22 protein-coding genes and 1 pseudogene are annotated in these 24,274 nt (G+C 61.6%); 4 read left to right on the forward strand and 19 right to left on the reverse strand.

Features of this window, described 5'->3' with window-relative positions; translation table 11 throughout:
- Window positions 1-75: 75 nt before the first annotated feature.
- The gene (locus ACQZ5K_RS13835) at window positions 76-939 is read right to left on the reverse strand and encodes an alpha/beta hydrolase family protein (RefSeq protein ID WP_448740629.1); all 864 of its coding nucleotides are present in this window, start codon (window positions 937-939) and stop codon (window positions 76-78) included.
- Window positions 940-1,017: 78 nt separating this feature from the next.
- On the opposite strand from ACQZ5K_RS13835, the gene ACQZ5K_RS13840 reads away from it, so the two are divergent.
- The gene (locus ACQZ5K_RS13840; RefSeq protein ID WP_448740630.1) at window positions 1,018-1,569 is read left to right on the forward strand and encodes a TetR/AcrR family transcriptional regulator; all 552 of its coding nucleotides are present in this window, start codon (window positions 1,018-1,020) and stop codon (window positions 1,567-1,569) included.
- A gap of 134 nt (window positions 1,570-1,703) precedes the next feature.
- Here ACQZ5K_RS13840 and ACQZ5K_RS13845 read toward each other — a convergent pair whose 3' ends face one another.
- Genes ACQZ5K_RS13845 through ACQZ5K_RS13855 form a run of 3 tightly spaced genes read right to left on the reverse strand, consistent with a single transcriptional unit; the run spans window position 1,704 to window position 5,155 of the window.
- Window positions 1,704-3,395: a flotillin family protein gene (locus tag ACQZ5K_RS13845; protein ID WP_137005209.1), complete on the reverse strand. Its 1,692-nt coding sequence runs from the start codon at window positions 3,393-3,395 to the stop codon at window positions 1,704-1,706.
- A gap of 6 nt (window positions 3,396-3,401) precedes the next feature.
- Window positions 3,402-4,061, reverse strand: coding sequence for an OB-fold-containig protein (locus ACQZ5K_RS13850; protein ID WP_448740631.1), 660 nt, complete (start codon window positions 4,059-4,061; stop codon window positions 3,402-3,404).
- The gene (locus tag ACQZ5K_RS13855) at window positions 4,061-5,155 is read right to left on the reverse strand and encodes a PspA/IM30 family protein (RefSeq protein ID WP_137396280.1); all 1,095 of its coding nucleotides are present in this window, start codon (window positions 5,153-5,155) and stop codon (window positions 4,061-4,063) included. Before ACQZ5K_RS13855 ends, ACQZ5K_RS13850 begins: the two co-directional genes overlap by 1 nt.
- 82 nt (window positions 5,156-5,237) lie before the next feature.
- Here ACQZ5K_RS13855 and ACQZ5K_RS13860 point away from each other — a divergent pair.
- A pseudogene (locus tag ACQZ5K_RS13860) lies at window positions 5,238-5,848 on the forward strand (3'-5' exonuclease).
- Between the two features lie 20 nt (window positions 5,849-5,868).
- On the opposite strand, the gene ACQZ5K_RS13865 reads toward ACQZ5K_RS13860, so the two are convergent.
- Window positions 5,869-6,723 carry a LysR family transcriptional regulator gene (locus ACQZ5K_RS13865; protein WP_448740632.1) on the reverse strand — a complete coding sequence of 285 codons (855 nt, stop codon included), beginning with the start codon at window positions 6,721-6,723 and terminating at the stop codon, window positions 5,869-5,871.
- A 130-nt stretch (window positions 6,724-6,853) separates the two neighbouring features.
- Between ACQZ5K_RS13865 and ACQZ5K_RS13870 the strand changes: the two genes are divergently transcribed.
- Complete coding sequence (locus ACQZ5K_RS13870) at window positions 6,854-8,374, forward strand: MFS transporter (RefSeq protein ID WP_448740633.1); 1,521 nt, start codon at window positions 6,854-6,856, stop codon at window positions 8,372-8,374.
- A gap of 23 nt (window positions 8,375-8,397) precedes the next feature.
- Here ACQZ5K_RS13870 and fhuB read toward each other — a convergent pair whose 3' ends face one another.
- The 9 genes from fhuB to ACQZ5K_RS13915 all read right to left on the reverse strand — a co-directional run bounded on the left by fhuB (window position 8,398) and on the right by ACQZ5K_RS13915 (window position 19,233).
- Window positions 8,398-10,377: a Fe(3+)-hydroxamate ABC transporter permease FhuB gene (gene fhuB, locus ACQZ5K_RS13875; RefSeq protein WP_448740634.1), complete on the reverse strand. Its 1,980-nt coding sequence runs from the start codon at window positions 10,375-10,377 to the stop codon at window positions 8,398-8,400.
- Entirely contained in the window at window positions 10,377-11,261 is an 885-nt protein-coding gene (locus tag ACQZ5K_RS13880; RefSeq protein WP_448740635.1) for an iron-siderophore ABC transporter substrate-binding protein, read from the reverse strand. Before ACQZ5K_RS13880 ends, fhuB begins: the two co-directional genes overlap by 1 nt.
- A complete protein-coding gene (gene fhuF / locus ACQZ5K_RS13885) occupies window positions 11,254-12,042 on the reverse strand; it encodes a siderophore-iron reductase FhuF (protein ID WP_448740636.1) in 789 nt (262 codons plus the stop codon). Before fhuF ends, ACQZ5K_RS13880 begins: the two co-directional genes overlap by 8 nt.
- A gap of 2 nt (window positions 12,043-12,044) precedes the next feature.
- Window positions 12,045-14,450: a TonB-dependent siderophore receptor gene (locus ACQZ5K_RS13890; RefSeq protein ID WP_448740637.1), complete on the reverse strand. Its 2,406-nt coding sequence runs from the start codon at window positions 14,448-14,450 to the stop codon at window positions 12,045-12,047.
- Window positions 14,451-14,631: 181 nt separating this feature from the next.
- A complete protein-coding gene (locus tag ACQZ5K_RS13895) occupies window positions 14,632-15,603 on the reverse strand; it encodes a FecR family protein (protein WP_448740638.1) in 972 nt (323 codons plus the stop codon).
- A 2-nt stretch (window positions 15,604-15,605) separates the two neighbouring features.
- The gene (locus tag ACQZ5K_RS13900; RefSeq protein ID WP_035264557.1) at window positions 15,606-16,124 is read right to left on the reverse strand and encodes an RNA polymerase sigma factor; all 519 of its coding nucleotides are present in this window, start codon (window positions 16,122-16,124) and stop codon (window positions 15,606-15,608) included.
- Between the two features lie 172 nt (window positions 16,125-16,296).
- On the reverse strand, window positions 16,297-17,337 hold the full coding sequence (locus ACQZ5K_RS13905; RefSeq protein WP_448740639.1) for a DUF535 family protein: 1,041 nt from the start codon (window positions 17,335-17,337) through the stop codon (window positions 16,297-16,299).
- 43 nt (window positions 17,338-17,380) lie between these two features.
- Complete coding sequence (locus ACQZ5K_RS13910) at window positions 17,381-18,538, reverse strand: ATP-binding protein (protein WP_425645586.1); 1,158 nt, start codon at window positions 18,536-18,538, stop codon at window positions 17,381-17,383.
- Entirely contained in the window at window positions 18,535-19,233 is a 699-nt protein-coding gene (locus ACQZ5K_RS13915; RefSeq protein WP_003522071.1) for a response regulator, read from the reverse strand. The genes ACQZ5K_RS13910 and ACQZ5K_RS13915 overlap by 4 nt, the downstream gene beginning before the upstream one ends.
- A gap of 172 nt (window positions 19,234-19,405) precedes the next feature.
- On the opposite strand from ACQZ5K_RS13915, the gene ACQZ5K_RS13920 reads away from it, so the two are divergent.
- Window positions 19,406-20,242: a phosphatase PAP2 family protein gene (locus ACQZ5K_RS13920; RefSeq protein ID WP_448740640.1), complete on the forward strand. Its 837-nt coding sequence runs from the start codon at window positions 19,406-19,408 to the stop codon at window positions 20,240-20,242.
- Between the two features lie 87 nt (window positions 20,243-20,329).
- Here the strand turns inward: ACQZ5K_RS13920 and ACQZ5K_RS13925 are convergent, their stop codons facing one another.
- The 5 genes from ACQZ5K_RS13925 to ACQZ5K_RS13945 are packed head-to-tail and all read right to left on the reverse strand — an operon-like array spanning window position 20,330 to window position 24,242.
- Complete coding sequence (locus tag ACQZ5K_RS13925) at window positions 20,330-20,614, reverse strand: copper-binding protein (RefSeq protein WP_003522073.1); 285 nt, start codon at window positions 20,612-20,614, stop codon at window positions 20,330-20,332.
- 23 nt (window positions 20,615-20,637) lie between these two features.
- Window positions 20,638-21,114, reverse strand: coding sequence for a cupredoxin domain-containing protein (locus ACQZ5K_RS13930; RefSeq protein ID WP_080819833.1), 477 nt, complete (start codon window positions 21,112-21,114; stop codon window positions 20,638-20,640).
- Between the two features lie 52 nt (window positions 21,115-21,166).
- Window positions 21,167-22,516 carry a multicopper oxidase family protein gene (locus ACQZ5K_RS13935; RefSeq protein WP_448740641.1) on the reverse strand — a complete coding sequence of 450 codons (1,350 nt, stop codon included), beginning with the start codon at window positions 22,514-22,516 and terminating at the stop codon, window positions 21,167-21,169.
- A gap of 14 nt (window positions 22,517-22,530) precedes the next feature.
- Window positions 22,531-24,015 (reverse strand): TolC family protein, encoded by a 1,485-nt coding sequence (locus ACQZ5K_RS13940; RefSeq protein WP_448740642.1) that lies wholly within the window; start codon window positions 24,013-24,015, stop codon window positions 22,531-22,533.
- The gene (locus tag ACQZ5K_RS13945) at window positions 24,012-24,242 is read right to left on the reverse strand and encodes a hypothetical protein (RefSeq protein WP_003522077.1); all 231 of its coding nucleotides are present in this window, start codon (window positions 24,240-24,242) and stop codon (window positions 24,012-24,014) included. The genes ACQZ5K_RS13940 and ACQZ5K_RS13945 overlap by 4 nt, the downstream gene beginning before the upstream one ends.
- Window positions 24,243-24,274 lie beyond the last annotated feature (32 nt).

Genomic DNA, 24,274 nt, shown 5'->3' on the forward strand with positions numbered 1-24,274 from the left:
GATGCTAATTTTTCCGTCCGGAATTGTCGACAAGCAGAGGGGGAAATTTGCGGTCGAGGCGGAGCCGCGCCCGGTTTATGCCGACTCTTCCAGCCCCAATATCGCCGGCCATGCCGGTGCTGCACGCTCTGACATGACCTCGATATGGCGCAGCGAGGTGAGGCCGAATTCTTCCGGGCGCAGGGTTCTGCGGTTGACGCTTCCTTGCGGGAAAACGTCGGCATAACGCCAGACGGCGGCGGGCGGCACCACCACATCGTCTGCCATCGTCATCATGCGCAGATCGAAGCGGGTGGCGGAAAAATCCGGTTCTGGCAGTGATTTGCCGATATCGCGCCGGAAGAAATCCCGGCTCGTGCACCAGCGCCGCCATTGCCAGTAGATTCCAGCGGGCAGATCCGCACCCAGCAGCAGTCTTCGACCGGGGAGGTAACCCGCGAGTGTCGTGCTGGCAGGCCCGAGCAGATACCAGAAGGCGATGACCGTGGGCCGATAGGTCCATGGATGGTCGCTGACATGGGCAAAGCCCGAGCCGATGGTGATGACACGCTCGAGCCGCTCGTCATGGCGTCGAAAAGGAAACGTCAGCCCGCCGAGGGAATGGCCGAGCAGCCAGAGGGGGCCTTCCGGTGCTATCCGGCAAAGTGCGGCCTCGGCTGCCGTCTGGTCGGCAATTCCCCAGTCGGCCATCGTGGCCCGGCTTTCGCGGACGGGCCGCTGTCGGGATGCGCCGAAATCGCGATAATCATAGGTCAGGACACCGATGCCTTGAGCGGCCGCCCATGTGGCGAAGGCGCGATAATAGCGCGCCGGAACACCCGTTGCGCCGTGAAGGACAAGATGCGCGCGGGCTGGCCCCCTGGGCGGAAAGAACCGGCCGGCGAGCCTGTGCCCTTCCGAAACAATGTCGATCTCCCGGCTCTCTGCAATATCAGTCATCCATTCCTTCCTCCTCCTGGACCGTTTGGTCTAATAACATCTCTGGACCAAACGGTCTACAGCGCTTAAAACAGGCGAATGGACGAAAGCAAGAACCGCCACGCTTTGATACGGGCCACCTCCGCGCTGTTTCGGCGGCGCGGTTATGCGGGTGTGGGACTGGCTGAAATTCTCTCGGAGACGGGCCTGCCGAAAGGCTCTCTCTATTATCATTTTCCCGGTGGCAAGGAGCAGCTTGCCGCCGAGGCGACGCGCTGGGCGGGCCGAAAGGTGGCTGAGCTGATCGATGCGAGTTTCGAGGGCGCGGAGAGCTTCGCTTCGGGCTCGGTGGCGCTGTGCCGTGCGATAGCCCGCCTCTCGCAGGAAAATGGCCGCATCATGGGTTGCCCGGTGCTCAGCATCATTCAGGCCGGCGATGAAAAGCCCGATTTGCGCCAGATCGGTGCGGATGTGCTCAGCGACTGGACCGTAAGGATTGCAGCTCAGGCAAGGCGTCTGGGCAGTCACGATCCGCAGACCGATGCCGAAAGACTGGTGATCGGGCTGCAGGGCGCGTGGGTTGTTTCACTGGCGCGCCAGGATGTCACGTCGTTTAAGACGCTGGAGAGCAGCCTGCTTCAGTCTGCCTAGGCGTATGCCGGTGCGTTTTCACGCAGAGGCCTGATCGGAGCCATCGGGGCTTGTGGTGCCGCATGCTGCGGAGTAAATGAAAAGCGCGGCCGCCTTCAGGCTGACCGCGCGTGTTGTCGGAGAGAATAGGACTTTTACGTCTCTTTAGGTTGCTGTTTTCCCTGCGTCGGCTGATCCGTGGCGTTCGCGATTGATGCAGCCAACAAAGCCTGTGTCGGGTCCGTACCCCTGAAGCCGGCCTGTGCAAGGATTTCGTCAAGAACCGGCTTTTGCGCAGTGAAGCTGAGAAGCTGGCTCGAAAGATCGCCGAGGCCATTGCCGTTTTTGGCGTCGCCGCCGCCACCGAGGGCGCCCGCCAGATTACCCGCGCTGAAGATGCGGATATCGGAGATTTTCTCGATGGGCTTCATCGCCTCGGAAAGTGCTTCGGGAATGATGGCGATCCTAGCACGGGCGAGTTCGAATGCGATGATGTCGCCCGATAGGGCATTGCGTGCATCGTTCTTTGCGCGTTCCGCCTGCGCCTCTGCATCACCGAGCGCGATGACGCCTTCGGCACGGATTTTCGCGGCCTGTGCCTCGGCTTCGGCACCGATCTTGGTGGCAGCAGCCAGGTTTTCGGCGGCTTGCCGTTCGGCTTCCGCCTTTACCGTGATGGCCGTCGCTTCCTGCTCTGCCGCCTTGCGGGCGTCGATCACGGCGATGCGCTTGGCGCGTTCGGCGATTTCCACTTCGCGGGCTGTTGCCACCTGTTCCTCCGCAGTGATGGCGGAAGCCTTGGCTTCGTCTGCCTTGGCGCGGGCAGCCTGTTCCTGCTCCACCTTCTGCGCCACGGCGATAGCGGCTTCGATTCGCGCCGTTTCGGTGATTTTGCGCGCTTCCGCCTCGCGTTCGGCAATACCGCGCTCGGCTTCGATGCGGGCAGTTTCACGCGCCTGGCGGGCTTGAGCATCCCGTTCGGCGATGCCGCGCTCCGTATCGAGCTTTGCCGTTTCCTCGTTGAGGCGGGCCGCCTGTTCGGCCCTTGCCGCTTCCGCCCGCGTTTCCGCCGTCTTGTTGGCGATATCGCGCTCCTGCGTCAGCTCCGCATCGCGCTGTTCGCGTTCGATGGTCAAGCGCCGCAGCACCGCTTCGCGGTCCTTCGTGGCAATTTCGACTTCGTTGTCGCGGACGATCTGGTTGCGTTCGCGTTTACGCTCTTCGGTGATCCGGGTGAGCGCCGTCAGGCCTTCCGCGTCGAACGAGTTGTTGGGATTGAAGTGCTTGATGTCGGTTTGATCGAGGCGTGTCAGCGAGACCGATTCCAGTTCCAGACCGTTGGACTGCAGGTCGTGCGCGACAGCCGCCTGCACGGATTTGACGAATTCGGCACGCTGCTCCTGAAGATCCCGCAGCGACATGGTGGCTGCAACCGAGCGCAAACCGTCGACAAATTTCGCTTCGACCAGTGACTTCAGCGCATCGGCATCATTTGTCCGGTCGCCGAGTGTCTGGGCGGCAAGTGCGATGTTTTCTGCATCGGGTTTAACCCGCACGTAAAATTCGGCGGTGATGTCGGCCCGCATGCGATCCTTGGTGATCAGGGATTCATGTTCTGATCTTTTCACTTCCAGTCGCAATGTGCTGAGAGAGACCCAGGAATAGGAATGGAAGATCGGCAGGATGATGGCGCCGCCATCGAGAACGACTTTCTTGCCGCCGAGGCCGGTCCTTACATAGGCTTTGTCGCGTGTCGACCGCGTGTAGAGCGATGTCATGATGATGCCGATGACGACGATGGCCGTGACGATGGCCCCCGCAATCAGGCCCAGAGAAAAGAAATCCATGGTGAGTTAGCCCCTATGATGCCCGCTATGGTGAACTTCCAGATCCGGCGGCGCGGGAATGGCCTGAAAAAGCCCATCCGCACCGTCGACGATCAATACCTGCGCACCCGTATCGATCGTGTGACCGGATGCGGCTTGTGCGCGCAGGAAGTGAATATTCTCGTGCCGGTCCTTGACCCGCACGGTGCCGGGCTTGCCCTGATCGAGAGGCCCGATGGTGACCGTGCCCACAAGTCCCAGAAAATCGGTCTGCTCGAGCGCGTTTGTCTCATCGCGTGGAATGACCTTCGCAACGGCGCGGCTGAGTGACCGCGTGGCCGGCAGGGCGGCGGCAATGGCGCCCGTCATGGCCAGATAGGGCGGCAATGGCCCGAGCGGCGTTGCGGAAGCGATCCCCTGAATGAAGAACCCGGCGACGGAAAAAGCCGAGAGCAGGATGACTGCCAGAACAAGAAGCGGCACGCCGCCCGCATTAAGCCATGACATCCAGCTGCCGAGTAACCCCGCCTCGGCATCGCCGGGCGCGTGGTAACTGAAGTTGTCGTCAAGCAGTCCCGAAGCCGATACACCAAGAAGAACCGAGACGAGTTCGACGATGCCAAGGCCGAAGACCGTCAGCAAGGCGATCCAGAAGGGAGCAGTGCCTGGCTGGACAATGCTCTCCATCAGCGCTGCCCTTCACGAAATGCCTTGAGCCGTGCTTCGATGGCGCTCTGGCGCTGCATCCGGCCGAGTTCTTCAACCTCCGCCGTTCCGTTATTGGGCTTGGCGGGGGTGCCGGTTACTCTTTCGATAGCGTCGAGCGCGTCAGCCAGACGGCGGTCGTTGCGCTGGGATGGGGTCGTATCGGTTGCCGGTGCGATGCGTTCGGCGCGCTTGGCATCCTCAAGCCGCTTTTGCGCATCCGCCTTTGCGGAGGCGATGCTGCGCAATGTGGTTTCCGCCTCGGCAATTTCGGCAGCGTTCTCGAGAATCGCCTTGTTCAGCGCTTCCCGCTGCGCTTCCAAATCGATCTGCAGCCCAGTTGCCGCGCGGGCCAAATCCTCGCGGCCGTTTTCAAGTCCGATCCTGATCTTGTCGTCGAGGTCGCGAATTTCTTCGTCGAGATCGGCGGCCTTGGCTTTCAGGCGATGGCCGGCTGCGACCGCCACGCCAAGCGCGGATCGGGCCTCATCGGCGATCTGAGCGATTTCCCGCACTGCCTGCTGCGCGACTGCGACCGGATTGGACGCCTCCGCCGCATCGACAGCGTTGTTCATGACGCCGGCGATGACACGCCCGAGTCGCCCAAGAATACCTTCATTGTTCATCGAAGCCTCCCTGTTTGGTTGAAAGCCGGTTTTTATTCCGGCATGGATGCTGATGGTTTCGCCCTCGAACACGAGGCGCGCTTCTGAAAAGTCATTCCAGCCGTCGTGATAGCCACGGACGGTATAGGGCACCACGACGCGGCCCGAGAGGGTCGCGATGCTTACCGTGTCCGGCCCTTTGACCGAAAAGAGCTTGCTGTCGAGCGGAATGTCCCGCACCGGCTCTTGCGGATCGCGCTGGCTATGGTCGCGCAGAGCCAGCGTCACCATGCGGGAAGGAAGGCTGGTCTTGACCCTGATCTCTTCATAAGCTGCCGCATGCAAGGCTACGAGATTGGCGCCTTCAGTCCGGTCAAGGATTGCCATCGCTCGCCGATAGGCAAGAAGCGTTTCTTCGAGAGAAGAGCGGTTCCCCTCCGAGAGATTCAGTGCCAGGACAACGTTGGACAAAAGTTTCGTGCTCATGTGAAATATATAAAGCACTTCATTTGTGCTTTCAAGATGTGGCCCGCGCGAAATGAGAGGTTGGTTCATGAAAAAAGCAATCATATTCGACTGCGAGTTCCTCTCCTGGAACGTTCCCAGCGCAGGTTTTGGTGCGCGGCTCATGATCCCGATCCGGTCATTGCGCAGATTGGCGCCGTCAGGCTTGGGCTGGAGGGCGATTTTCCGCTTCTGGGGACCTATAAGGCCTATATATGTCCGGTCGACCGTCATGGCGGAAGATATGTGATCGATCCGTTCTTTACCCGGCTGACGGGTATCACCGGGGAGATCATCGAAGGGGAAGGCGTGCCCTTGCAGGAGGCCCTTTCAAGCTTCGACAGTTTCTCGGAGGGTGCCCAATGCTGGTCATGGGGCAAGGACGAGCTGAATATGGTGGCGATCAGCTGCTATGTCGCCGGCATACAGCCGCCCATCCCTGCCAACCGTTTCGACAATGCCGTCAAACTTCTGCTTGCAGCGGGAATGCCGGTGGAGGACCTGGCAAAAACGCCGAGCAACAGGCTGGCCGATTATTACGGCGTCGATCATCCGCCATTGCAGGGGCACGATGCGCTCGATGACGCGCTGTCGGTTTCCTATACGCTGCAACATCTGCTGAGGGGCGGAAAACTGAGGCCGGAGGTGTTCGACGTTTAGCCGGTGTCAGACGGATTGCGTCACGATCCCGGCCGATGTTCGCGAAAGGCGGCGGCGAGCGTGCGTAAGGCCTCCCGGGATCTGCTGTCCGTCAGGGTCGAGAACATGATGATTTCCGTGGAGGGCAGGGGCGGCAGGCCAAAACGCTGGCTGACCTCCACTGTGCCGGGCGGTGCGAGGCGGGAGGAGAAGGCGGAAACCGCAAGCCCGGCCGAGACGGCAGCGGTCACCATCGACGATGTGCCGCCAAGAAACACCTCCGTCCACGCAATCGCAGCCGCGTCGAGGGCGCGGGTGGCGATGTCACGCACGCCACAGGCAGGCGAGAGCGCCGCCAGCCGCAGCGGTTCAGCCTGACGGTGTTCGAATTGCGGGGTTGCATACCAGCCGAAATGTTCCGGCCCTAGCACCTCGCCGTCGCGCCGATCATCCTCACGCCGGATGATTGCCGCATCGATCTCCCCACGGTCGAAGGCGTCCAGCAGGGATCGGGAATGATCCATGCGCACTTCGATTGTAAGCCCGGGGTCGTGGTCGTTGAGGCGTGCAAGAAGGGTCGGAACCTCCGGTCCCGCCACATGGGCGGCAATGCCAAGGCCGAAGCGACGGCGTGGGGAGGAAAGACCCGCCAGCGCCCGGTCATGCGCGGCGAGAAACTCGCGGGCGGGTGCCAGAAACACCGCGCCCTGCGCTGAAAGGCGCACTGAGCGCGGTGTGCGTTCGAGCAGCCGGTGGCCGAGCCTGTCTTCCAGCCGCTTGAGCTTGACGCTGATGGCGCCCTGGGTGGTGCCGAGCGCTTCGGCAGCACGGGTGAAGCTCTGCATATCGGCGATGGTGACAAAGGCTTCGACGGCCTCCACATCCAGCGTGCTCATATCGATTATTCCAATTTGTTGTCTCTGAAATAGCCAATCATCCAATTCAGTTATGGTCAAGCTTTGTCTAGCGTGCCTCCTCCACAGATCGGTTTTCGCAAGTGCGGGCCGACCCAAGAAAGGCTGAAGAATGACCCTTGCCGTTGCCGCCCCCGCAAGCAGCAGAAGCGCCATGGCGCTTGCTGCCGTTTGTCTCTCCGCCCTGATGTTCGGACTGGAAATTTCCAGCGTTCCGGCGATCCTGCCAACACTCGAACAGGTGCTGCATGCGGATTTCCGCCAGCTTCAGTGGATCATGAACGCCTATACCATCGGCGTGACGATGGTGCTGATGGCGACGGGGGCGCTGGCGGATCGCTTCGGCCGCAAACGTGTCTTTATCGCCAGCATTGTCGCTTTCGCGCTTTCCTCTCTGGCCTGCGGAATGACGGAAAACGTCTCGGTGCTGATCGGCGCCCGCTTCCTTCAGGGGCTGAGCGGCGGGGCAATGCTGGTGTGCCAGATAGCCATCCTGTCGCATCAGTTCCGCACGGCCCGCGAACGCGGCATGGCGTTCGGCTGGTGGGGCATCGTCTCGGGCGTGGGGCTGGGTTTCGGCCCGATCATCGGCGGCGCCATCGTTGCGTTGTGGAGCTGGGAATGGGTGTTCCTCGTTCACGTCGTGCTTGGCGCGGGAACATGGCTGCTTGCCGCCGGCGGCGTCGGAGAATCGCGCGATCCGGAGGCGGCGCGTCTCGATCTTGTCGGCATGGTCACCCTTTCGGTCGCCGTTTTTTGCCTTGCCGTTTTCATCACGCAGGGACCCGCGCTCGGTTTTGTGAGCCCGGCGGCGTTTCTGATCCTCGGCGTCGCGGCTGCGAGCTTCATTGCCTTCGTGATTGCTGAAAAGCTTAGTTCAAGACCGATGTTCGACTTCTCCGTGTTTCGCATCCGGCCTTTTTCCGGGGCGATCATCGGTTCTGCGGCGATGAATATCAGCTTCTGGCCGTTCATGATCTATTTGCCGATCTGGTTTCAGGCGGGCCTCGGTTATGACAGCGTCACCGCCGGCCTCGGCCTGCTTGCCTATACGCTGCCGGCGCTGGTGATGCCGCCGCTCGCGGAGCGGCTGTCGCTGCGCTACCAGTCGCGCCTCGTCATTCCGGCCGGGCTGTTCACCATCGGCCTCGGTTTCATGCTGATGAAATTGGGAAGCGGCATCGAAAATGCGAGCTGGCTCACCATGCTGCCCGGCTGCATCCTCGCCGGTATCGGGCTCGGGCTGACCAATACGCCTGTTACCAACACCACCACGGGCGCGGTTTCCCCCGCCCGTTCCGGCATGGCCTCGGGCATCGACATGAGCGCACGCATGATTTCGCTCGCCATCAACATCCCGATCATGGGCTTTATTCTGGTGGAAGGCGTCCGGGCTTCGCTTCGGGCGAACCTGCCGTCCGGTGCGGATGTGCATGAATTGCAGTCGCTGGCGGAAAAGATCGCGGCGGGAACTGCCGGCGCCTCGGCGCGGGGCGTTTCGGGAGAACTTGTCCATCGGGCGCTTGCGGACGGGTTCGGCCTCATCATGCTCTATGCCGGCATCAGTGTCTGGCTGCTCGCCGCCATCAGCTTCACGATCTTCGGCCCGGCGCGAAAGCCTGTTCAAGGTTAGGGCGACGGTCGCAAAAGGGAAGGCTATTTCCTCCGCCCCAGCAGGACCATGAGCAGCGGCGCGCCGACGAGAGCGGAAACCAGACCGGCGGGCAATTGGTAGGGAAAGGCTGCCATTCGCCCCACCCAGTCGGCAAGCACCATCAGGCAGCCGGCGGCGAGTGCCGCGGCGATGAGATGCGGGCCGGCGCGGCGAAATCCGATTTCGCGGGCAAGGTGTGGCCCCATCAGCCCGGCAAAACTCAAGGGGCCGATGATGAGCGTCGCCGCCGCCGTTATGGCGGCCGCGAGAATGAACAGCGCGGCCCGTGCTGAAGGAACATGGACGCCGAGTTCCCGCGCTGCACCCGCGCCGAGCGGCAGCAGGGTAAGCCACCGATGCGCCAGAATGGCGAAGGTTGCGAAAACCACCGCGCAGACGGCCGCGACCCGGGCGGTGAAACCATCGACGAGATAGGTCGAGCCTCCCATCCAGCGAATGATCATCATGGCGCGCGGGTCGCCGCCAGCCGCCAGCACGCCGATCACGGCGTCGAGCATGGCCGTCAGCACCACGCCGGTCAGAAGAACACGCTCGGGCGTGAAGCCGGACCTGAGGCCGAGCGACAGGATGGCGAAAAGAACCGCGGCGGCGCCGGCGCTCGCAAAACCCAGTTGCAGCATCGGCCCGGAAGCGGTGAAGGCAAAAAGCGCGACGGCCATGCCCAGCGTCGCACCGGCTGAAACGCCAAGCACTTCCGGGCTTGCTATCTCGTTGCCGGTCAGGCGCTGGAGAATGGCGCCGGCTGCACCAAGCAGGCTCCCGGCTGCGAAGGCCGCGACGACCCGCGGCCAGCGATAGGGCAGAATTTCGCTCCATTCACCGACAGGCAGCAAACCCCAGCTTCCATCCGGCGCACGGCCGAAAAGAATGGCGGCCGTTACGCCCGCAGCCAGCAGGCCAACGAAAGACAGGACCATGATGGGGGAAAGGCGACGCTGTTTAACGATGCCCGGCGGCGGAGCGGGCAATTCCCTCTGCATGGCTTTCAGGCGGGGCAGCAGAAACAGCACCAGCGGCGCGCCGAACAGGGCCGTCATGGCGCCGGTCGGTATCAGCCCGCCGGTGATATCCGAAAGGCGTTTGACGATTTCGTCCGTCAGAAGCAGCAGGCCTGCGCCGATGAGCGGCGACCAGAGGATTTGTTGGGCGATGCGGCGGGCACCCGCAAGCCGTGCTATGGCGGGTGCGACAAGGCCGACGAAACCGATGACGCCGACGGCGCTGGTGACAAGCGCGGCCAAGGAGACCGCGATCGATACCGCAAGAACCCGCAGCCGCACGACCGAAAGCCCGAGCGCTCCGGCGCTGACATCCCCCAGTTCCATCAGCGATAAAGGCCGCATGATCAGCCCGGCAAGCGCGGCCAGGACCAGAATTTTCGGAAAGAGGGTGATGGGAACGGCCCAGCTTTGCAAAGACAGCGACCCCGCACCCCAGATGAACAGGCCGCTCAGATACCGTTCGTTGAGAAGGACGAGAATGGCCGAGGCGGCGGCGCACCAGATGCCGATCATCAGACCGGCGAGGACGAGCGACAGCGGTGAAAATCCGCGTCTTGCGCCGATGGAAAACACCGCAAGGGCGGCCAATGCGCTGCCCGCCATCGCCACCACATCGCGGCTGATGCCTTCCAGAGTGGGAAAGGCGAACATGGTTGCGGCAACGGCAAGATTGGCGCCCGCTGAAATGCCGAGCGTCGAGGGCGAGGCGAGGGGGTTGCGCAAGGCCTGCTGCAACAATGCGCCGGCCAGCGCCAGCGCAGCACCCGCCACAAGCGCCGTCACCATGCGCGGCAGGGTGGAATAGAGCAGCATGAGCCGCTCAACATCATATTGCGCACCGTCGTCGCTCAATCGATGCAGATCCGGCCAGATATCGCTGACGGCAAAGATGGCGCCGAGGAGGAAGAGGCTGGTGGCAACACCGGCGGGGGTGAGGAGGCGCAGGAGGACCGGCGGCATCAGGCGTGGCTTTCCAGATGCTCGGTCACCAGACGGGCAAACCGCATGGCTTCCTGCACCATGCCGAACATCAGCACGCCGGGAAGGGTGGAGACCCGGCCCGCCCGGACGAAGGGCAGATTGCTCCAGAGCGGGCTTTGATCGAGCCGCGAGAGAATGTCGGGCGGCGTCAGCGGTTCGAAGGCGATGAGCCGGGCATCCGCCGAAAGGGCGGCCAGCGCCTCCAGCGCAATGGTTTCGAACCCCCAATAATTGGTCTTTCCCGGCCAGGCATTGGCAAGACCGATCTTTTCCATGGCGCCCTGATAAAGACCGGGGCCGCCATAGACCCGCGCATGGCGCTCATCCATGAAATTGATGACGGCGACCGGCGGCGGCCGCAATTTTTCAAGCCGATGACGGCAATCGGCAAAGCAGGCTTCGGCCCGTGAGAGGAAATCCTCTCCCCGCTGTTCCCTGCCAAGGGCCGCGGCAAGCTTGCGGGTTGCGGCGCAGGACGCCGTCAGGGCGTCGCTCTCCGGTGTATAGATGGGAAATTCCATCACCGGAGCGATCGACTGTAATTTCGGGGTAAGCGAGGCAAGGAAAGGCGTTGACAGGATGATGTCGGGTTTCAGGCTCGCCAGCACTTCGAAATTGATTTCGGCGGTCAAGCCGAGGTCGGCCACGCCTTCCGGCATGGCAGGCTCCACCATCCATGTGTCCCAGTCCGCGCGTGCGGCGATCGCCGTCGGCGCGGTGCCGAGCGCGAGCAGGGTGGAGGCAAGTCCGTAATCGAGCGAGACGATGCCGCCCTTCGGCATCGCCGCTTTCGCCACGCTCTGCCATGGCAGGGTCAGCGCTGCCGCCATCAGCAGGCGGCGAGTGGGCGAATGGTCAGGCATCATGCGTGTCCCGGTTTTGTCCGCAGGGCAGAGGACAGCTTGCGCCGCATCCGCCAATGGCGGGGATCATGTATCGCAGGCAGCAAACGCGCCTGTTGCCCTTAACCACCATGCCGGACATGGGATTGCGGCTGCCATCCGGCCACAGGGCATCGTCGATAACCGCCCGGCAGGCGCGTGCGAGCGCCGGATCGGCCTGCGTCTCGATTTCCCCGATGATCCACGACAGATAGACGGCGGCATTGTTCCACAGCAATTTGGGAGCAAGTTTCGCAGCCCTGGCGATGGAGGGGATGAGTGCCGCGAGGTGATCGCGCAAAAGCACATGCAGATCTTCGGGCGCGGATGCCTTGCCGGCCTGATCGCCGGCATGGGGGATCAGGAATGCGACGGGAAGGGCGTTTTCCGGATCGATAATAACGCTCAGATCGCCGAGGGCCAGAGGCAGGCGGCGGCCGTGAACGAGACGGCAGACGGTGGGCGTGATGGTCAGCAGGCTGAAATAATAAAGTGTCCAGAGCGATGCCGCGGCTCTCGGGTCGGCGTCCGGATGGGCAGCTTTGTGGCGGGTCATCAAGCCGCAAAAAACATCTTCGCAGGCAAGCTGCCGGCAAGGCAGAACCTCCGCACCGCAGGGCGGTGCAAGCAGGAACTTGTCCGTGCAATAGCCGAAAGAGCCGACGGACGCGAAGTCCGGAAGCCCTTCATGCGCCGATTGCCGGCAGGGCGCCATGGTCTTCGCCATGCGCCCCGCCACCGGGTTGCCGCCTGCGGTCGCCACGGCTACCAGCGATATTTCAGGGACGCCGTGATGTTCCTGCCCTGTCCGAGATAGCAATAACCGTCCGTGCAGGCGACATTGCGGTCGTCGGCGATGTTGCGGACGTTGAAGGACGCGACGAGGCCGTCATAATCCTTGTCGAGCGCGCCGAAATCATAGGAAAGAGCGGCGTCGAGATAGATGGCGGCATCGTTCTTCGCGATGTTTTTGGTGCTGGTATAGCTTTCACCGACATAGCGCAGGCCCGCTCCGGCCGAGAGGCCATGGAGAGGCGTATCTTCCTGGAAGGTATAGTTCGCCCAGAGAGAGGCCACATGGGTCGGCACCGAGGAAGGCGTATTGCCGGCATCGTCGCCCGCCGTGATCCTGGAATGGGTGTAGCTATAGGCGGCGATCACATCCCAGCCGGCGGCGATATTGGCCTTCGCCTCCAGTTCGAAGCCCTTGTTGGTCACCTCGCCGAGCGAGCGGAATATCAGGCCGGCGGGATCGATGGCCACGGGCTTGTTCTTTTCCGCCAGATGATAGGCGACCGCCGAAAGCATGATGTCGGTTCCGGGCGGCTGATATTTCACGCCCAGTTCGAACTGCTCGCCTTCGGTGGGCTTCAGCGTTTCGCCGGTGGCGGAAAGCTTGGTAACCGGATCGAAGGAGGTGGCATAGCTGAAGAAGGGCGAAACGCCGTTGTCAAAGGCATAGAGTGCGCCTGCCTGAACGGTGAAGGCGTCCTTCTGCACGTCTTCCGTCACCGGTCCCTGCCGGGTCTGGTCCACCCAGGTCTGCCGGCCTCCGAGGGTGAAACGCCATTTGTCCAGTTCCATCTGGTCGAGGGCGTAAAGCCCGACCTGCCGCAGATCGGCTTCCGACTGATAGGCGCTGTAGGCGGGCGTTGGCCCGGAGAAACCGTAGCGCGGATTGGCGATATCGAAATCGAAGGCGGAGCCGCCGGATGCATAACCATAGGCGAATGAAGACTTCACATTGCTGTAGTCGAGGCCGGTCAGCAGCGTATGGGAAACGGGGCCGGTGTCGAAGCTCCATTCAAGCTGGTTGTCGGCCTGGAAGGCCTTCATGTCGTCGCGGATCGCCCAGGGATCGCGATGGGCGACGGTGCCGGTCCAGCTCGATACGCTGAGATAGCGGCTGCGCAGATCCATATGCGAATAACGCAGATTCTGCCTGAAGGTCAGTGTATCGTTGAATTCGTGCTCGAAATTATAGCCCACCTGCTGCTGGCGAATTTTCTGGTAGTCGTAGTCGGGATCGCTTCCACGCAGCCGCAGGACATTGCCGGCGGGATCGGTCAGTGCCGCGACCGAAGCGTCGGTTTCGGTGGACTGGATGAGCCCGTAAACGGTGAGGCTGGTCTGGTCGGACGGCTTCCAGGTAAAGGACGGCTGAAGGAAATAACGGTCGTCGGCAATATCGAAATTGGTGTCGCCGGCGCGCGCCAGTCCGACCACGCGGTATGACAATGTACCGTCAGCGTCTATCGTGTCGCCGATATCGAAGGCGGCCTGCTTGCGGGTTTCCGTGCCGTAAAGCGCTTCGACCTCGCGAATGCGCGTGCCGTTTGCGAGCTTCGATGTCTTGTTGACGATACCGGCGGGCGTGCCTGCGCCATAAAGCACCGAGATCGGGCCACGGACGATTTCCACACGCTCCAGCGAATAGGGATCGGTGCGGAACATGCCGTAGTTCAAATAGGGCTGACGCAGCCCGTCCTTGTAGTCGCCCATGGTGGTGGCGTCGTAGCCGCGAATATAGATCTGGTCGAAGCGCGGGTCGAAGCCGGCGGCGGTGCCGGTGGTGACGCCGGCGGAATAGCGCACGGCCTCAATGATGTCCTGCACGCCGCGCTGCTGCATTTCCTTTTTGGTGACGACCGCGACTGAGCGGGGCGTCTCGATGAGCGGGGTATCGAGCTTGGTGGCGCCGGAGCTGTTCTTGGCCGCCACGGTGGCGTTGTCACCACCGCCCCTGTTGCCTGTCAGTTCGATGGGCTGGAGCAGGGTGGAGCCCGCAACCGGCGCTGCGGCGGCGCCAGGGTTGCTGAGCCGCACGGTGTTGGCGCTGGTGAAGGTGTAGGAAAGGCCGGTTCCGGCAAGCAGGCGCGTGAGGGCATCCTTGCGGCTGAATGCGCCTGTGACACCCGCCGTCCTTACCGTCGCCGGAATTTCGCCGTTGAACACGACATCGACGCCGGTGATGGAGGAATAACGCACCAGCGCGCTCGAGAGCGGCTGCGGCGCGATTGAAAATTGCAGCGCGCTTGCCTGCGTCGCCGTCTGTGCGGCGGCCGGCAGAGGGCCGGTCAGGGCGAGGCCGGCGACGGTGGCGAGAAGCAGGATACGAAATGATCCGGTTGCTGAATGACGGTGGCTGAAATAATTTTTACGCTTAGACACGGTAATATACCTTCCCCTGCTCCTGTTGCCGCAATGACGGCCTCAAAACACGAGTACGATTCCGTTTGCGCAAAACCTCGGTCCCCGGACAAATTTTTTTTAGCGCGTGTGCAGGCGACGCCCCTGAAGTGTTTTCGCATTTCCGGACGGAGAACCGCGCGCCGCTTTTCCTTGAAATGCTCTAGCGCTGGCGGATGACCGACAGCCAGGGGGAATAATCGGTGACCGTGACGGGCAGGCCCTCTTCGAGGATTTGCCCGATTTTTTCCCGGCGTCTGACATCGACGATCATCGTCACCGGCTGTCTGCCGAGCGCATCACCCAGAACGATCATGCGGCCGCGACGCCATTGCTCCAGTCGCGCGACGACCTCTTTGAGGGGCGTCGAGATGAAGACCAGCTTGCCCTGCCGCCAGGCAAGCCGCGTTTCGATATCGGTTGCTTCGGGTCGCGAGAGAACACCGTCGCGGTAGGAGATGCTGTAACCGGCCTCCACTGCCTGCCGCGACTGTCTGGCGGCGACCTCGACGGCATGTTCGGCCACCGAAACCGAGACGGAGGAACCCGCGCGACAGACGGAAAAGGCGGTGCCGAGCGCCGTGGTCACCAGGTCTTCCGCAATGACGGAAAATGGCCGGTTCCGATCCGGCGCTACCCGGAAGAACGCCTCACCCGACAGCAGCGTGATCTGCCGCCGCTGCGGGGTGAAATTCACGGAAATGGCGCTCGATGTGGAAAGCTCGACGGTCGAACCGTCGGAAAGTGCGATGCTGCGGGTCTCGCCAATCGCGGTTTCATAGTCACCCGCCGGGCGTGTCGCCTGCCACGCTGCGGCTCCGACGCCGCCTATCAGCAGAAGTCCCGCCGCGCCGTTTTTCAGCAACCGACGGCGGCCAAGCGGCTGCGCCTGTGCAAGCTGCGGCGCCATGCCGGCGCCAAGCCATATGCGCTCGATATCGGCATAGGCGCGTGCATGCCGCTCATCCGCCTCGATCCAGCGACGGAATTCGCTTTCGTCGGCTGCGGTTGCGCCGGGTTCCAGAAAATGCGCAAACCAGCTTGCCGCCGCATGCGCTATTGCCGCTTCGTCACCTTGGGCTGCGGTTTCGCGGCCGGCCGGCGTCTCCGCGGTCGCATCCTTGCCCGCGGCCATCTTCATCTCTCGCCCGGCGGTGTCATGCCGGTCTTCAGCTTTTCAAGAGCGGTGACCATATGGCCGAAAGCGGTTTTCGGCGAAATATGCAGCCGCTGGCCGATTTCCACGAAGGTCAGACCTTCGATGCGCGAAAGCAGAAACACGTCCCGGCATCGCGGCGGCAGGGCATCGACAAGCATTTGCAGGCGTTCCAGCTCCTGCCGCCCGATCATGCAGGTTTCCTGCGTGGGCGAGGGATCGGCGACGAAAGCAAGATGTTCGATGCCGGTAAAGACCGGGGCGATACGCTTGCGCCGCTCATGGTCTATGGCAAGGTTTCTGCCGGTGATGATGACATAACCGCAAAGATCGCCCGTGAGGCCAAGCAGTTTCCGCCGCTCCCACAATCGCAGGAACGTGTCCTGCACGAGATCGAAGGTGGTCGCGTGGCAACGCACGCGGTGATAGATCGCCGCGGCAAGCTTGCTCTTCACATTCAAAAACGCGTCCAGAAGATCCGGGCTGTCAATTTGCTGCATGGTCTCTGGATAACACCGGCCATCCGCGCGCAGCAAGACGGCCGAGCCGATAAAGATGATTTTTTTTATCATATTTATTAGCTGTAACTTTCGCACCACGATGCGGCGCGAAAATGTGGGCACGGGCGGAGCCTCCCGACCCTTCCCCCGCAAGACTTTCTCCGCGATGCCCCTAGACGTTTTCTGTTGCCTTACCCTCACGGAAGCGTTTGCCGAGGTTGAAAAAAGACAATTTCGTGTGGCTGCGCTTGTCTCTCCCCTCGAGGCTGGAGAATGGCACTTCGAAACCGAATGTCTTGTCCGGTTCGCCGGAGCGTTCCCGCCAGAAGGCATCGATGTCTGAAACCATCATTTTTTGCCGCCGGGCGCGACGGTAGCGGATGGGGTGTCTGGAATGGGCGACAGCGAAGTAGCTGAGCGCACCCTCGCAGGCGAGACCTTGCAGAACCATCAGCGTTGCTTCCTTGGGGCGAAGTCCCGAGAGATCGCGCGTCACCGACACCATTTGCTCTTTTGCGGCGCGCGGACCCTGCATGCCTCCAACGACAATCGTGTGGCGCTGCGTTTCGCATCCTTCCAGAAAAGTAAATGTCGCCGTCCACAGCACGGCGTTGTCACGGTCGCGCACGAGCCTGACAGACAAAGCGCCCTCGTGCCGGCCGCCGCAACGATCCGCCAACGCCAGGATGCATCGATATTCATCGTTCCGGCCGCGTACGGTGCCCATGTCCATGGTTTTTCCCGCCCACAGCCCGGCCATGGTGCTCCTGGGAAAATGCCGGTCCGCAATTGCGAAATTGTCCATGAGAAAAGCCAGCCGTCTCTTCCGGGAAACTTTATTGATCAGGAATTTCGACAGCGGTTTTTGGAGAAGGTCGTCATGCGGGAGCGGCAATTCTCGCTCCGCTGAAAACCCGGCCAGAAACCACCACCATCGAAAGGTGACCAATGGATTGGCTGCGAAACGCAGCCAGAAAAGGACGGCGCGCTTCCAGTGGGCACGTCCGGCAAAGGTCATAATTCTCCGGAACAACAAAAAATGAGGTGTTTCCGAAACCGTCTGGACCACCTCATCGGTAACCGGGCGTTTCTCTGCCAGAACGGCAGCGTTTTGAATGCGCGACATACATGGGCTTCCGGCAGAATATGAGCGTTCAGCCGGGGCATGCGCCGGAATTGTCGAGATTCTGTCGAGAAACAGCCTGTCTTCCATGAAGACCGGTTCGTTGCCGCAACGAATTGCCCGCGGAAATCTTTCAGGGCGTTTGCGCGAAGAGAACCGTCACGATGGTTCCGCCGTCCGGTCGCGTCTTTATCTGCAGATCGCTGTCATGCGCCCGTGCGATTGCGCGGGCAATCGACAGGCCGAGCCCCGTACCGCCGGTCTTGCGCGCGCGTGACGGCTCCGTTCGCCAGAAGAGTTCGATGCCGTGCGCCTCGACGCCAGGGGGAAAGCCCGGCCCCTTATCCTCGATCGTGACGAAGGGCCGCCCATCCTGAAGCCCGGTCGAACAGCGCAGAAACTTGCCGCTCGCCGCATAGCGGCGCACATTGTCCATCAGGATCAGCAGCAACTGCCGAAGGCGTTGGCGGTCGCCGCAAATGGGAGCGGGCTCCAGCGACATATCGATATCGATGCCGGCCTCATCCATCAGCGGCCGCGCCGCTTCAGCCACGGCCGCGCATTCGGCGGCAAGATCAAGCGGCTGCGTGTCTTTGACGAGGCTGTTGGTTTCCGCCAGGGAAAGTGTGCGCAAATCATCGACAAGACGCGCCAGCCCTTCCACATGGACGATGAGGTGGCGAATGGCTTGCTTGTCGAGGGGAAAGACGTCATCCGCGATGCCGTGCAAACGGCCCTGCAGGATCGTCAGCGGGGTGCGCAATTCGTGGGCCACCGCCATCGTGTTGAACTTCAGCCGGCGCTCCATCATCTGAAGCTCCCGCGTCAGGCTCTCGAAACTGTCGACCAGAAATGCGACTTCGGCGATGGGGTTCGCCTTGATCTTTGCGCCTCCGCTGAAATCGCCGGTCGCCATGCGCCGCGCAGCGTCTGCAAGTTCGCCGAGAGGTGCTGCAATGCGCCGCGAGATGAAGTAACCGAGCAGGCTGCACAGAAGGACACCGAGCAATCCGAAGACGAACACCGATTTGATAAGCTCGTTATCCGCCTCGTCCTCCAGGCCCGGCAAAACCTCGATAAGGGCCTGAAGCTGGCGCTGGTCCGGCATCACGCCCCGGTCGATATCCGAGAAGGCCTTGGAGGCATCGGGCGAAAGCTGGGCGATGATGCGCTCTTCAATATTGTCCGCATACCAGGAAACGCCGAAATAGACCAACGCGACGGCAAAGATGAGCATCGTGGTGATCGTGATCGCCGTCATCGTGCGCAGGCGCAGTCGCCAGAGTTTCATGGTTTCTGCTCCCCGGCCAGCCGATAACCGACGCTGCGCACCGAGACCAGATAACCGCAGGCGCCATGATCCGCCAGTTTCTTGCGCAGATTGGCGATGTGCGTGTCGATGGTGCGCGCCAGCGCATCGCTTTCCGGCAGGCAGGCATCCAGAATATCGGCGCGCTGAAAGGCGTGGGTGGGGCGGCGCGTCATATGGGCGAGTATCCTGAACTCGCTCAGCGTCAGGGGCAGAACGGTCCGTCCCCCATCGCCGCAAACGGCCGCGACATAGGCTTCGGTGTCCACTTCGATGGCCCCGAAGCGCAAGACCCCGCCGGCGGCCGGCTGTCGCGTGCGTTTCAGCACGGCATTCACCCGCGCGATCAATTCGTGGGGATTGAAAGGTTTGACGATGTAATCGTCAGCGCCGAGGCGAAGGCCGGTCAGCTTGTCCATATCCTCCGCAAGAGAGGTGACCATGATGACAGGCGTATCCCGTTCCCGCCGGATGCGGTTCAACACCTCGATGCCATCGAACTTCGGCAGGCGAATGTCGAGCAGAACCAGATCCGGTCTCAACATGGAGAAATGCGTCAGCGCTATTTCTCCGTCGCTCGCCCTGACGGTTCTGTATCCTTCGCGAATGAGATAGGCGTCCAGAATCTGAATAATATCGGGGTCGTCTTCGACGATCAGAATAAGCCCTTTGTCCATACTCGATCCGCAAATCTGCTTCTGTAAGCCGTGGTAACGCCGGGACGCTAAGCGGATGCGAAACATCGGGCAAGAGCCTCCATCCCCGAATAAACACTATCGGTGCCGCTTTCCTTGCAGTCTTGTCTCTTTCTCCGCAAAGCCTTGACATTTCTGCGGAAGAGAACTGGCCATGCACCAGCCTCTCGCCAGTAAAACCGACCGGAAAAAGCGGAATTGGACCCAGAGGTCGAAATTTCGCGCAGGCGCCATCCATGTCGCCCGTCAGGCTTTTTTACGTGCCTCCGGCAGTTCCTCCCTGCTGGCCCTTCTGGTCGCTCTTGCGATGATGATCGTCTTCACGGTCAGGTCGGATATCGATCTTGAGGTGAGCCGGCAATTCTGGACGGACCGTTTTCACCTTGGCGAGGACGAGTTCCTCGTTTCCGTCCGAGATCTGAACCGCATGCTTCCGCCGGTTCTATTGTCGGGGCTGGTATGCATGCTTGTCCTCATGCCATTTTCGGGCGGCCTGCACCGGCTTTTTCCACCGCACAAGCTGCTGCTTATTGGTGTCTTTTTTGCTCTCGGACCGGGCGCCTCGGTTCATATACTGAAAAACGCGTTTGGCAGGGCAAGACCGCGCCATCTTGGCGAGTTCGGGGGAGACCTGTTGTTTACACCGGTTCTTTCCCTTGACGGTGGCTGCGCCCGAAATTGCTCTTTTCCTTCCGGTGAAAGCGCTTCCGCAGCCGCTCTTCTGGCCTTCACAATTCTTCTGCTAGAGAAATTTCGCCTGATCGGCATCGCGATACTGGCGCCATTTATCGTGATTGTCTCCCTGAACAGGGTGGCAATGGGCGCTCACTTTCTCTCCGATGTCCTGATTGCATGGCCCTTGATGCTCGCGGTGTTCCTTCTGCTCCAGCGGCCGTTCATGAACAACCGGCAGGCGATAGACGCCGCCTTCTCGCGCAGGGTCGACGGGACGCGGCCCGCCGCGGAAACAAGGCCATTTGCGGAACTATAAGGCGGAGGGGAATCCCATCCACCCAATATCAAAAAGGGCAGCGGAAAACCGCTGCCCTTGCTGTTTCTTGCCGAGCGACCGGGGGCCTTATTTCACCTGGGCGACGACCAGCTTGCCGTCGGCGCGTTCGGCGACGAACTCGATATTGGCGCCTTCCTTGAGTTTGGCGAGGATCGCATCGTCCTTGACGCGGAACACCATCGTCATGGCCGGCATGTCGAGGTTCTTCAGTTCTTCATGGATGATGGTGACCTTCTTGGCTGCGGCATCGACCTTCTTTACCGTTCCCTTGGTGAATTCCTCTGCGAATGCACTGAGGGGAGCGGTGAGCAGGAGTGCTGCTGCGACGGTGATTTTAACGATGGTCTTCATGGTCAGATTCCTTTGTTGCCGGGTTACTTTGCAGAAACTTTGAGATCGCCGCGCATGCCGGCCTCGTAATGTCCGGGTTTCAGGCAGGCGAACTCGAACATGCCGTCATTGGTGAATTTCCAGATGATTTCGCCGCTTTCGCCGGGCGCGAGGCTGATCGCGTTCGGATTGTCGTGCTCCATCTCCGGAGCCTTCTCCATGGCGGCCTTGTGCTCCAGATTGGCCTTCTGTTCGTCGAGAATGAATTCATGGTCCAGTTCACCGACATTCTTCACGACAAAGCGAACCGTCTTGCCTTTCTTGAAGTCGAACTTGGCGGGGGTGAACAGCATCTTGCCGTCAGGCGTTTCCTTCATCGTCACCTGAATGGTCTGGGTCACCTTGGCCTTGTCGCCCGGTTCGCCGATCGCCATCGCTTCATGGCCGCCGCCGTGGGTGCCCGATGCAAGGGCGGGCGTGGCGAGAGCGGCAAGAAGCAGTGCAATTTTCAGTTTGGTCATTCCATATTTCCTTGATTTTGGTGGGGTTCTTGTGGGGGTTGGGTCTGCGCGATCAGCCGTGTTTCATCGGTTTCGGCGTGATCTGCGTTTTGGGGTCATTGGTCTTGGTCGTATCCGGCAACTCGCCGGTCCATTCCCAGACCTGGGTTCCGGGTGGGTTTTCGTACCAGCCGGGATCTGAGTAATCGCCCGCGGAGATGCCTTCGCGGACCTTCACCACGGAGAACATGCCGCCCATCTCGATGGGGCCGTGCGGACCCCAACCCGTCATCATGGGTACGGTATTCTCAGGGATTTCCATTTCCATCGCGCCCATATCGGCCATGCCGGCGGTGCCCATCGGCATATATTCCGGCCGCACCTTGCGGATTTTCTCTGCGACGGTCTTCTTGTCGACGCCGATGAAGGTCGGGACGTCATGTCCCATCGCATTCATCGTATGGTGCGACTTGTGGCAATGGATCGCCCAGTCGCCGACATATTTGGCGTCGAATTCATAGGCCCGCATCGCACCCACGGGGATATCGATGCTCACCTCCGGCCAGCGCGCCTCGGGCCGCACCCAGCCGCCGTCCGTGCAGGTCACTTCGAAATCGTAACCGTGCATGTGGATCGGATGGTTGGTCATGGTCAGGTTGCCGACGCGCACCCGCACCCGGTCGTCCTTGGAAACCACCAGCGGATCGATGCCCGGAAACACCCGGCTGTTCCATGACCACAGATTGAAGTCGGTCATGGTCATGATCTTCGGCACATAGGAGCCGGGATCGATGTCGAAGGCATTGATGAGGAACACGAAGTCGCGGTCCACCGGCATGAAGGCCGGGTCCTTCGGATGGATCACGAAGAAGCCCATCATGCCCATCGCCATCTGCACCATCTCGTCCGAATGCGGGTGGTACATGAAGGTGCCGGATTTCACGAGGTCGAACTCGTAGACGAAGGTTTTGCCAACCGGGATATGCGGCTGCGACAACCCGCCGACGCCGTCCATGCCGGACGGCAGGATCATGCCGTGCCAGTGGATCGTCGTATGCTCCGGCAGCTTGTTGGTGACGAAAATACGCACCCGGTCGCCTTCGACGGCCTCGATGGTCGGGCCGGGCGACTGGCCGTTATAACCCCAGAGGCGGGCGGTCATGCCCTCCGCCATTTCGCGCTCCACCGGCTCGGCGACAAGGTGGAATTCCTTGACGCCGTTGTTCATCCGGAAGGGCAGGGTCCAGCCGTTGAGGGTGACGACGGGGTTGTAATCCGGACCGGTGGTGGGCTTGACCGGGGCCTGGGTCGCAGCCGTTTCCATCACTGCCGCTTCCGGCAGACTGGTATTGGATGTTTTCGCCCAGGCCGCCGAGGAGACCATTGCGGCGCCGACACCCAGAAAGTTTCTTCTGTTAAACATGGTTGTTTCCTTTCTCAGTGTCCGCCACCGCCACCGCCGCCGCCAGCGGCGGCAACCTCGGTCTCCGCGCCCGCCGCAGCACCCGTGCCGCCGCCGTAAATGGCGGGAGCGAGGCTGGCCTCGGCGAGCCAGAAGTCACGTTTCGCATTGATGGCGAGCAGGCTTGAATTGACCTTTTCCCGGCTGTCGGCCAGAAGCTCGAAGGTGTTGGTGATCATGCCGTTATAGGTCAGCAGCGACTGCTCCTCGATTTTGGTGCGCAGCGGCACCACGCTGTTGCGGTAATGCCGGGCGATGTCATAGTTCGAGCGATAGGCCTGATAGGCGGAGCGGGCTTCCGAGCGGACATTGACCGCCTTTTCCGCCAGCAGGTTCGCCGCGCGCATATAGGCGAGTTCGGATTCCCGCATGCGCGCCTGACCGGAATCGAAGATCGGAATGACGAATTCCAGCTCGGCATTGCCGGTGGTCTGCTTGTGAATTTCGCCGTCTTCCAGCTCGCGCTCGGTCTCGAAGCCGGAACGGATTTCGAGATCGGTCACGTATCGGGTGGCCTCCGTGAGCTTGAACGACCGGGCGGTCGCCTCCAGATCGAGCTTTGCCATCTGCAGATCCACGCGGCGCTGCAGCGCTTCGGCCTCGATCATGTCCCGTTTGGTAAGCGCCTTCGGAAGCGGGGGCAGGCGGTTGGGAATGGTATATTCGATATCTGCTCCCCACAGTCCCATCAGCCGGGTCAGTTCCTCCTTGGCAAGACGGGCCTCAAGCCGCGCCCTGGCGATCTGGCCCGTCAACTCGGCGTAAAAGACCTGCTCGCGGGCCTGGCCCTCCTTGTTGAGCGAACCCGCCTCGCCAAGCTTCACGGCAAGTTCCGAGGCGGCATCCGCTGCGGTCTGTGCCTGCGCCAGCTGGCCGACATTTTCCCATGCCGCCACGGCGGTAATCCAGGCGCGGCGGGTATCGGCCGCCAGTTGCAGTGTCTTCAGCGCGGCGCCAAGCTGCGCCTTGCGGAAGCCGGTGTCGGCGATCTCGACATTTTTCTTGAGGGTAGCCAGCGCCAGAATATTGGTAACGACGACACCCTCTATCGCCTGATAGGCCCTGAGACCCGGGGTGCCGATCCCCGTCAGCCCGATGCCGACCCGCGGATTGACCAACATGGTCGATTGCCATGCGGTGGCGGCGGATTCGCCGAGATCGGCATAGGCTGCCTGAAGACCCTTGTTGTTCAGGAGCGCAACCTGTACCGCCGTCTCGACATCGAGACTTTTGCCGGCGGCCATCAGCGATTTGACGCGGGCCTGCGTCGCCTGCGCCTCGGCCCGGTTCTGCACCCAGACCGCCTGCTTGCCTGTCGCCTCGGATGTCCTGGCGGAAACATTGGTGAAACCGGCGTCACGCGACGCATATTGGGCGGCCGTGACACAGCCGCCGAGAAGAAACGGCAGGCAAAGGGCGGCCGCGAGTTTCGCTCCGAGTTTGAAGGTAAGTATCGTCATGATGCGTCTCCTTTCGGAGCCTGCGCATCGTTCTGGTTACGCCAGGGCTTCGGGTCCACCGGCGCGCGGTGCGTGTAACCCGCGACCGGAGTCTGATAGCGGATGGGGGCCGCGCCGAGCGAAGGGTTTGCCGCGTCGTCATAGGAGGCGGCGTCGTTCATCATGGATGTGGCTGTGCAGCCGCCCAGAAGCAGGGGCGCCGCAACCACAATGTAAATTGGGTTCATGGGTATTTTCCGAACAGGAGATGCAACGGCGC

This window comes from Agrobacterium sp. 22-226-1 (assembly GCF_053522345.1).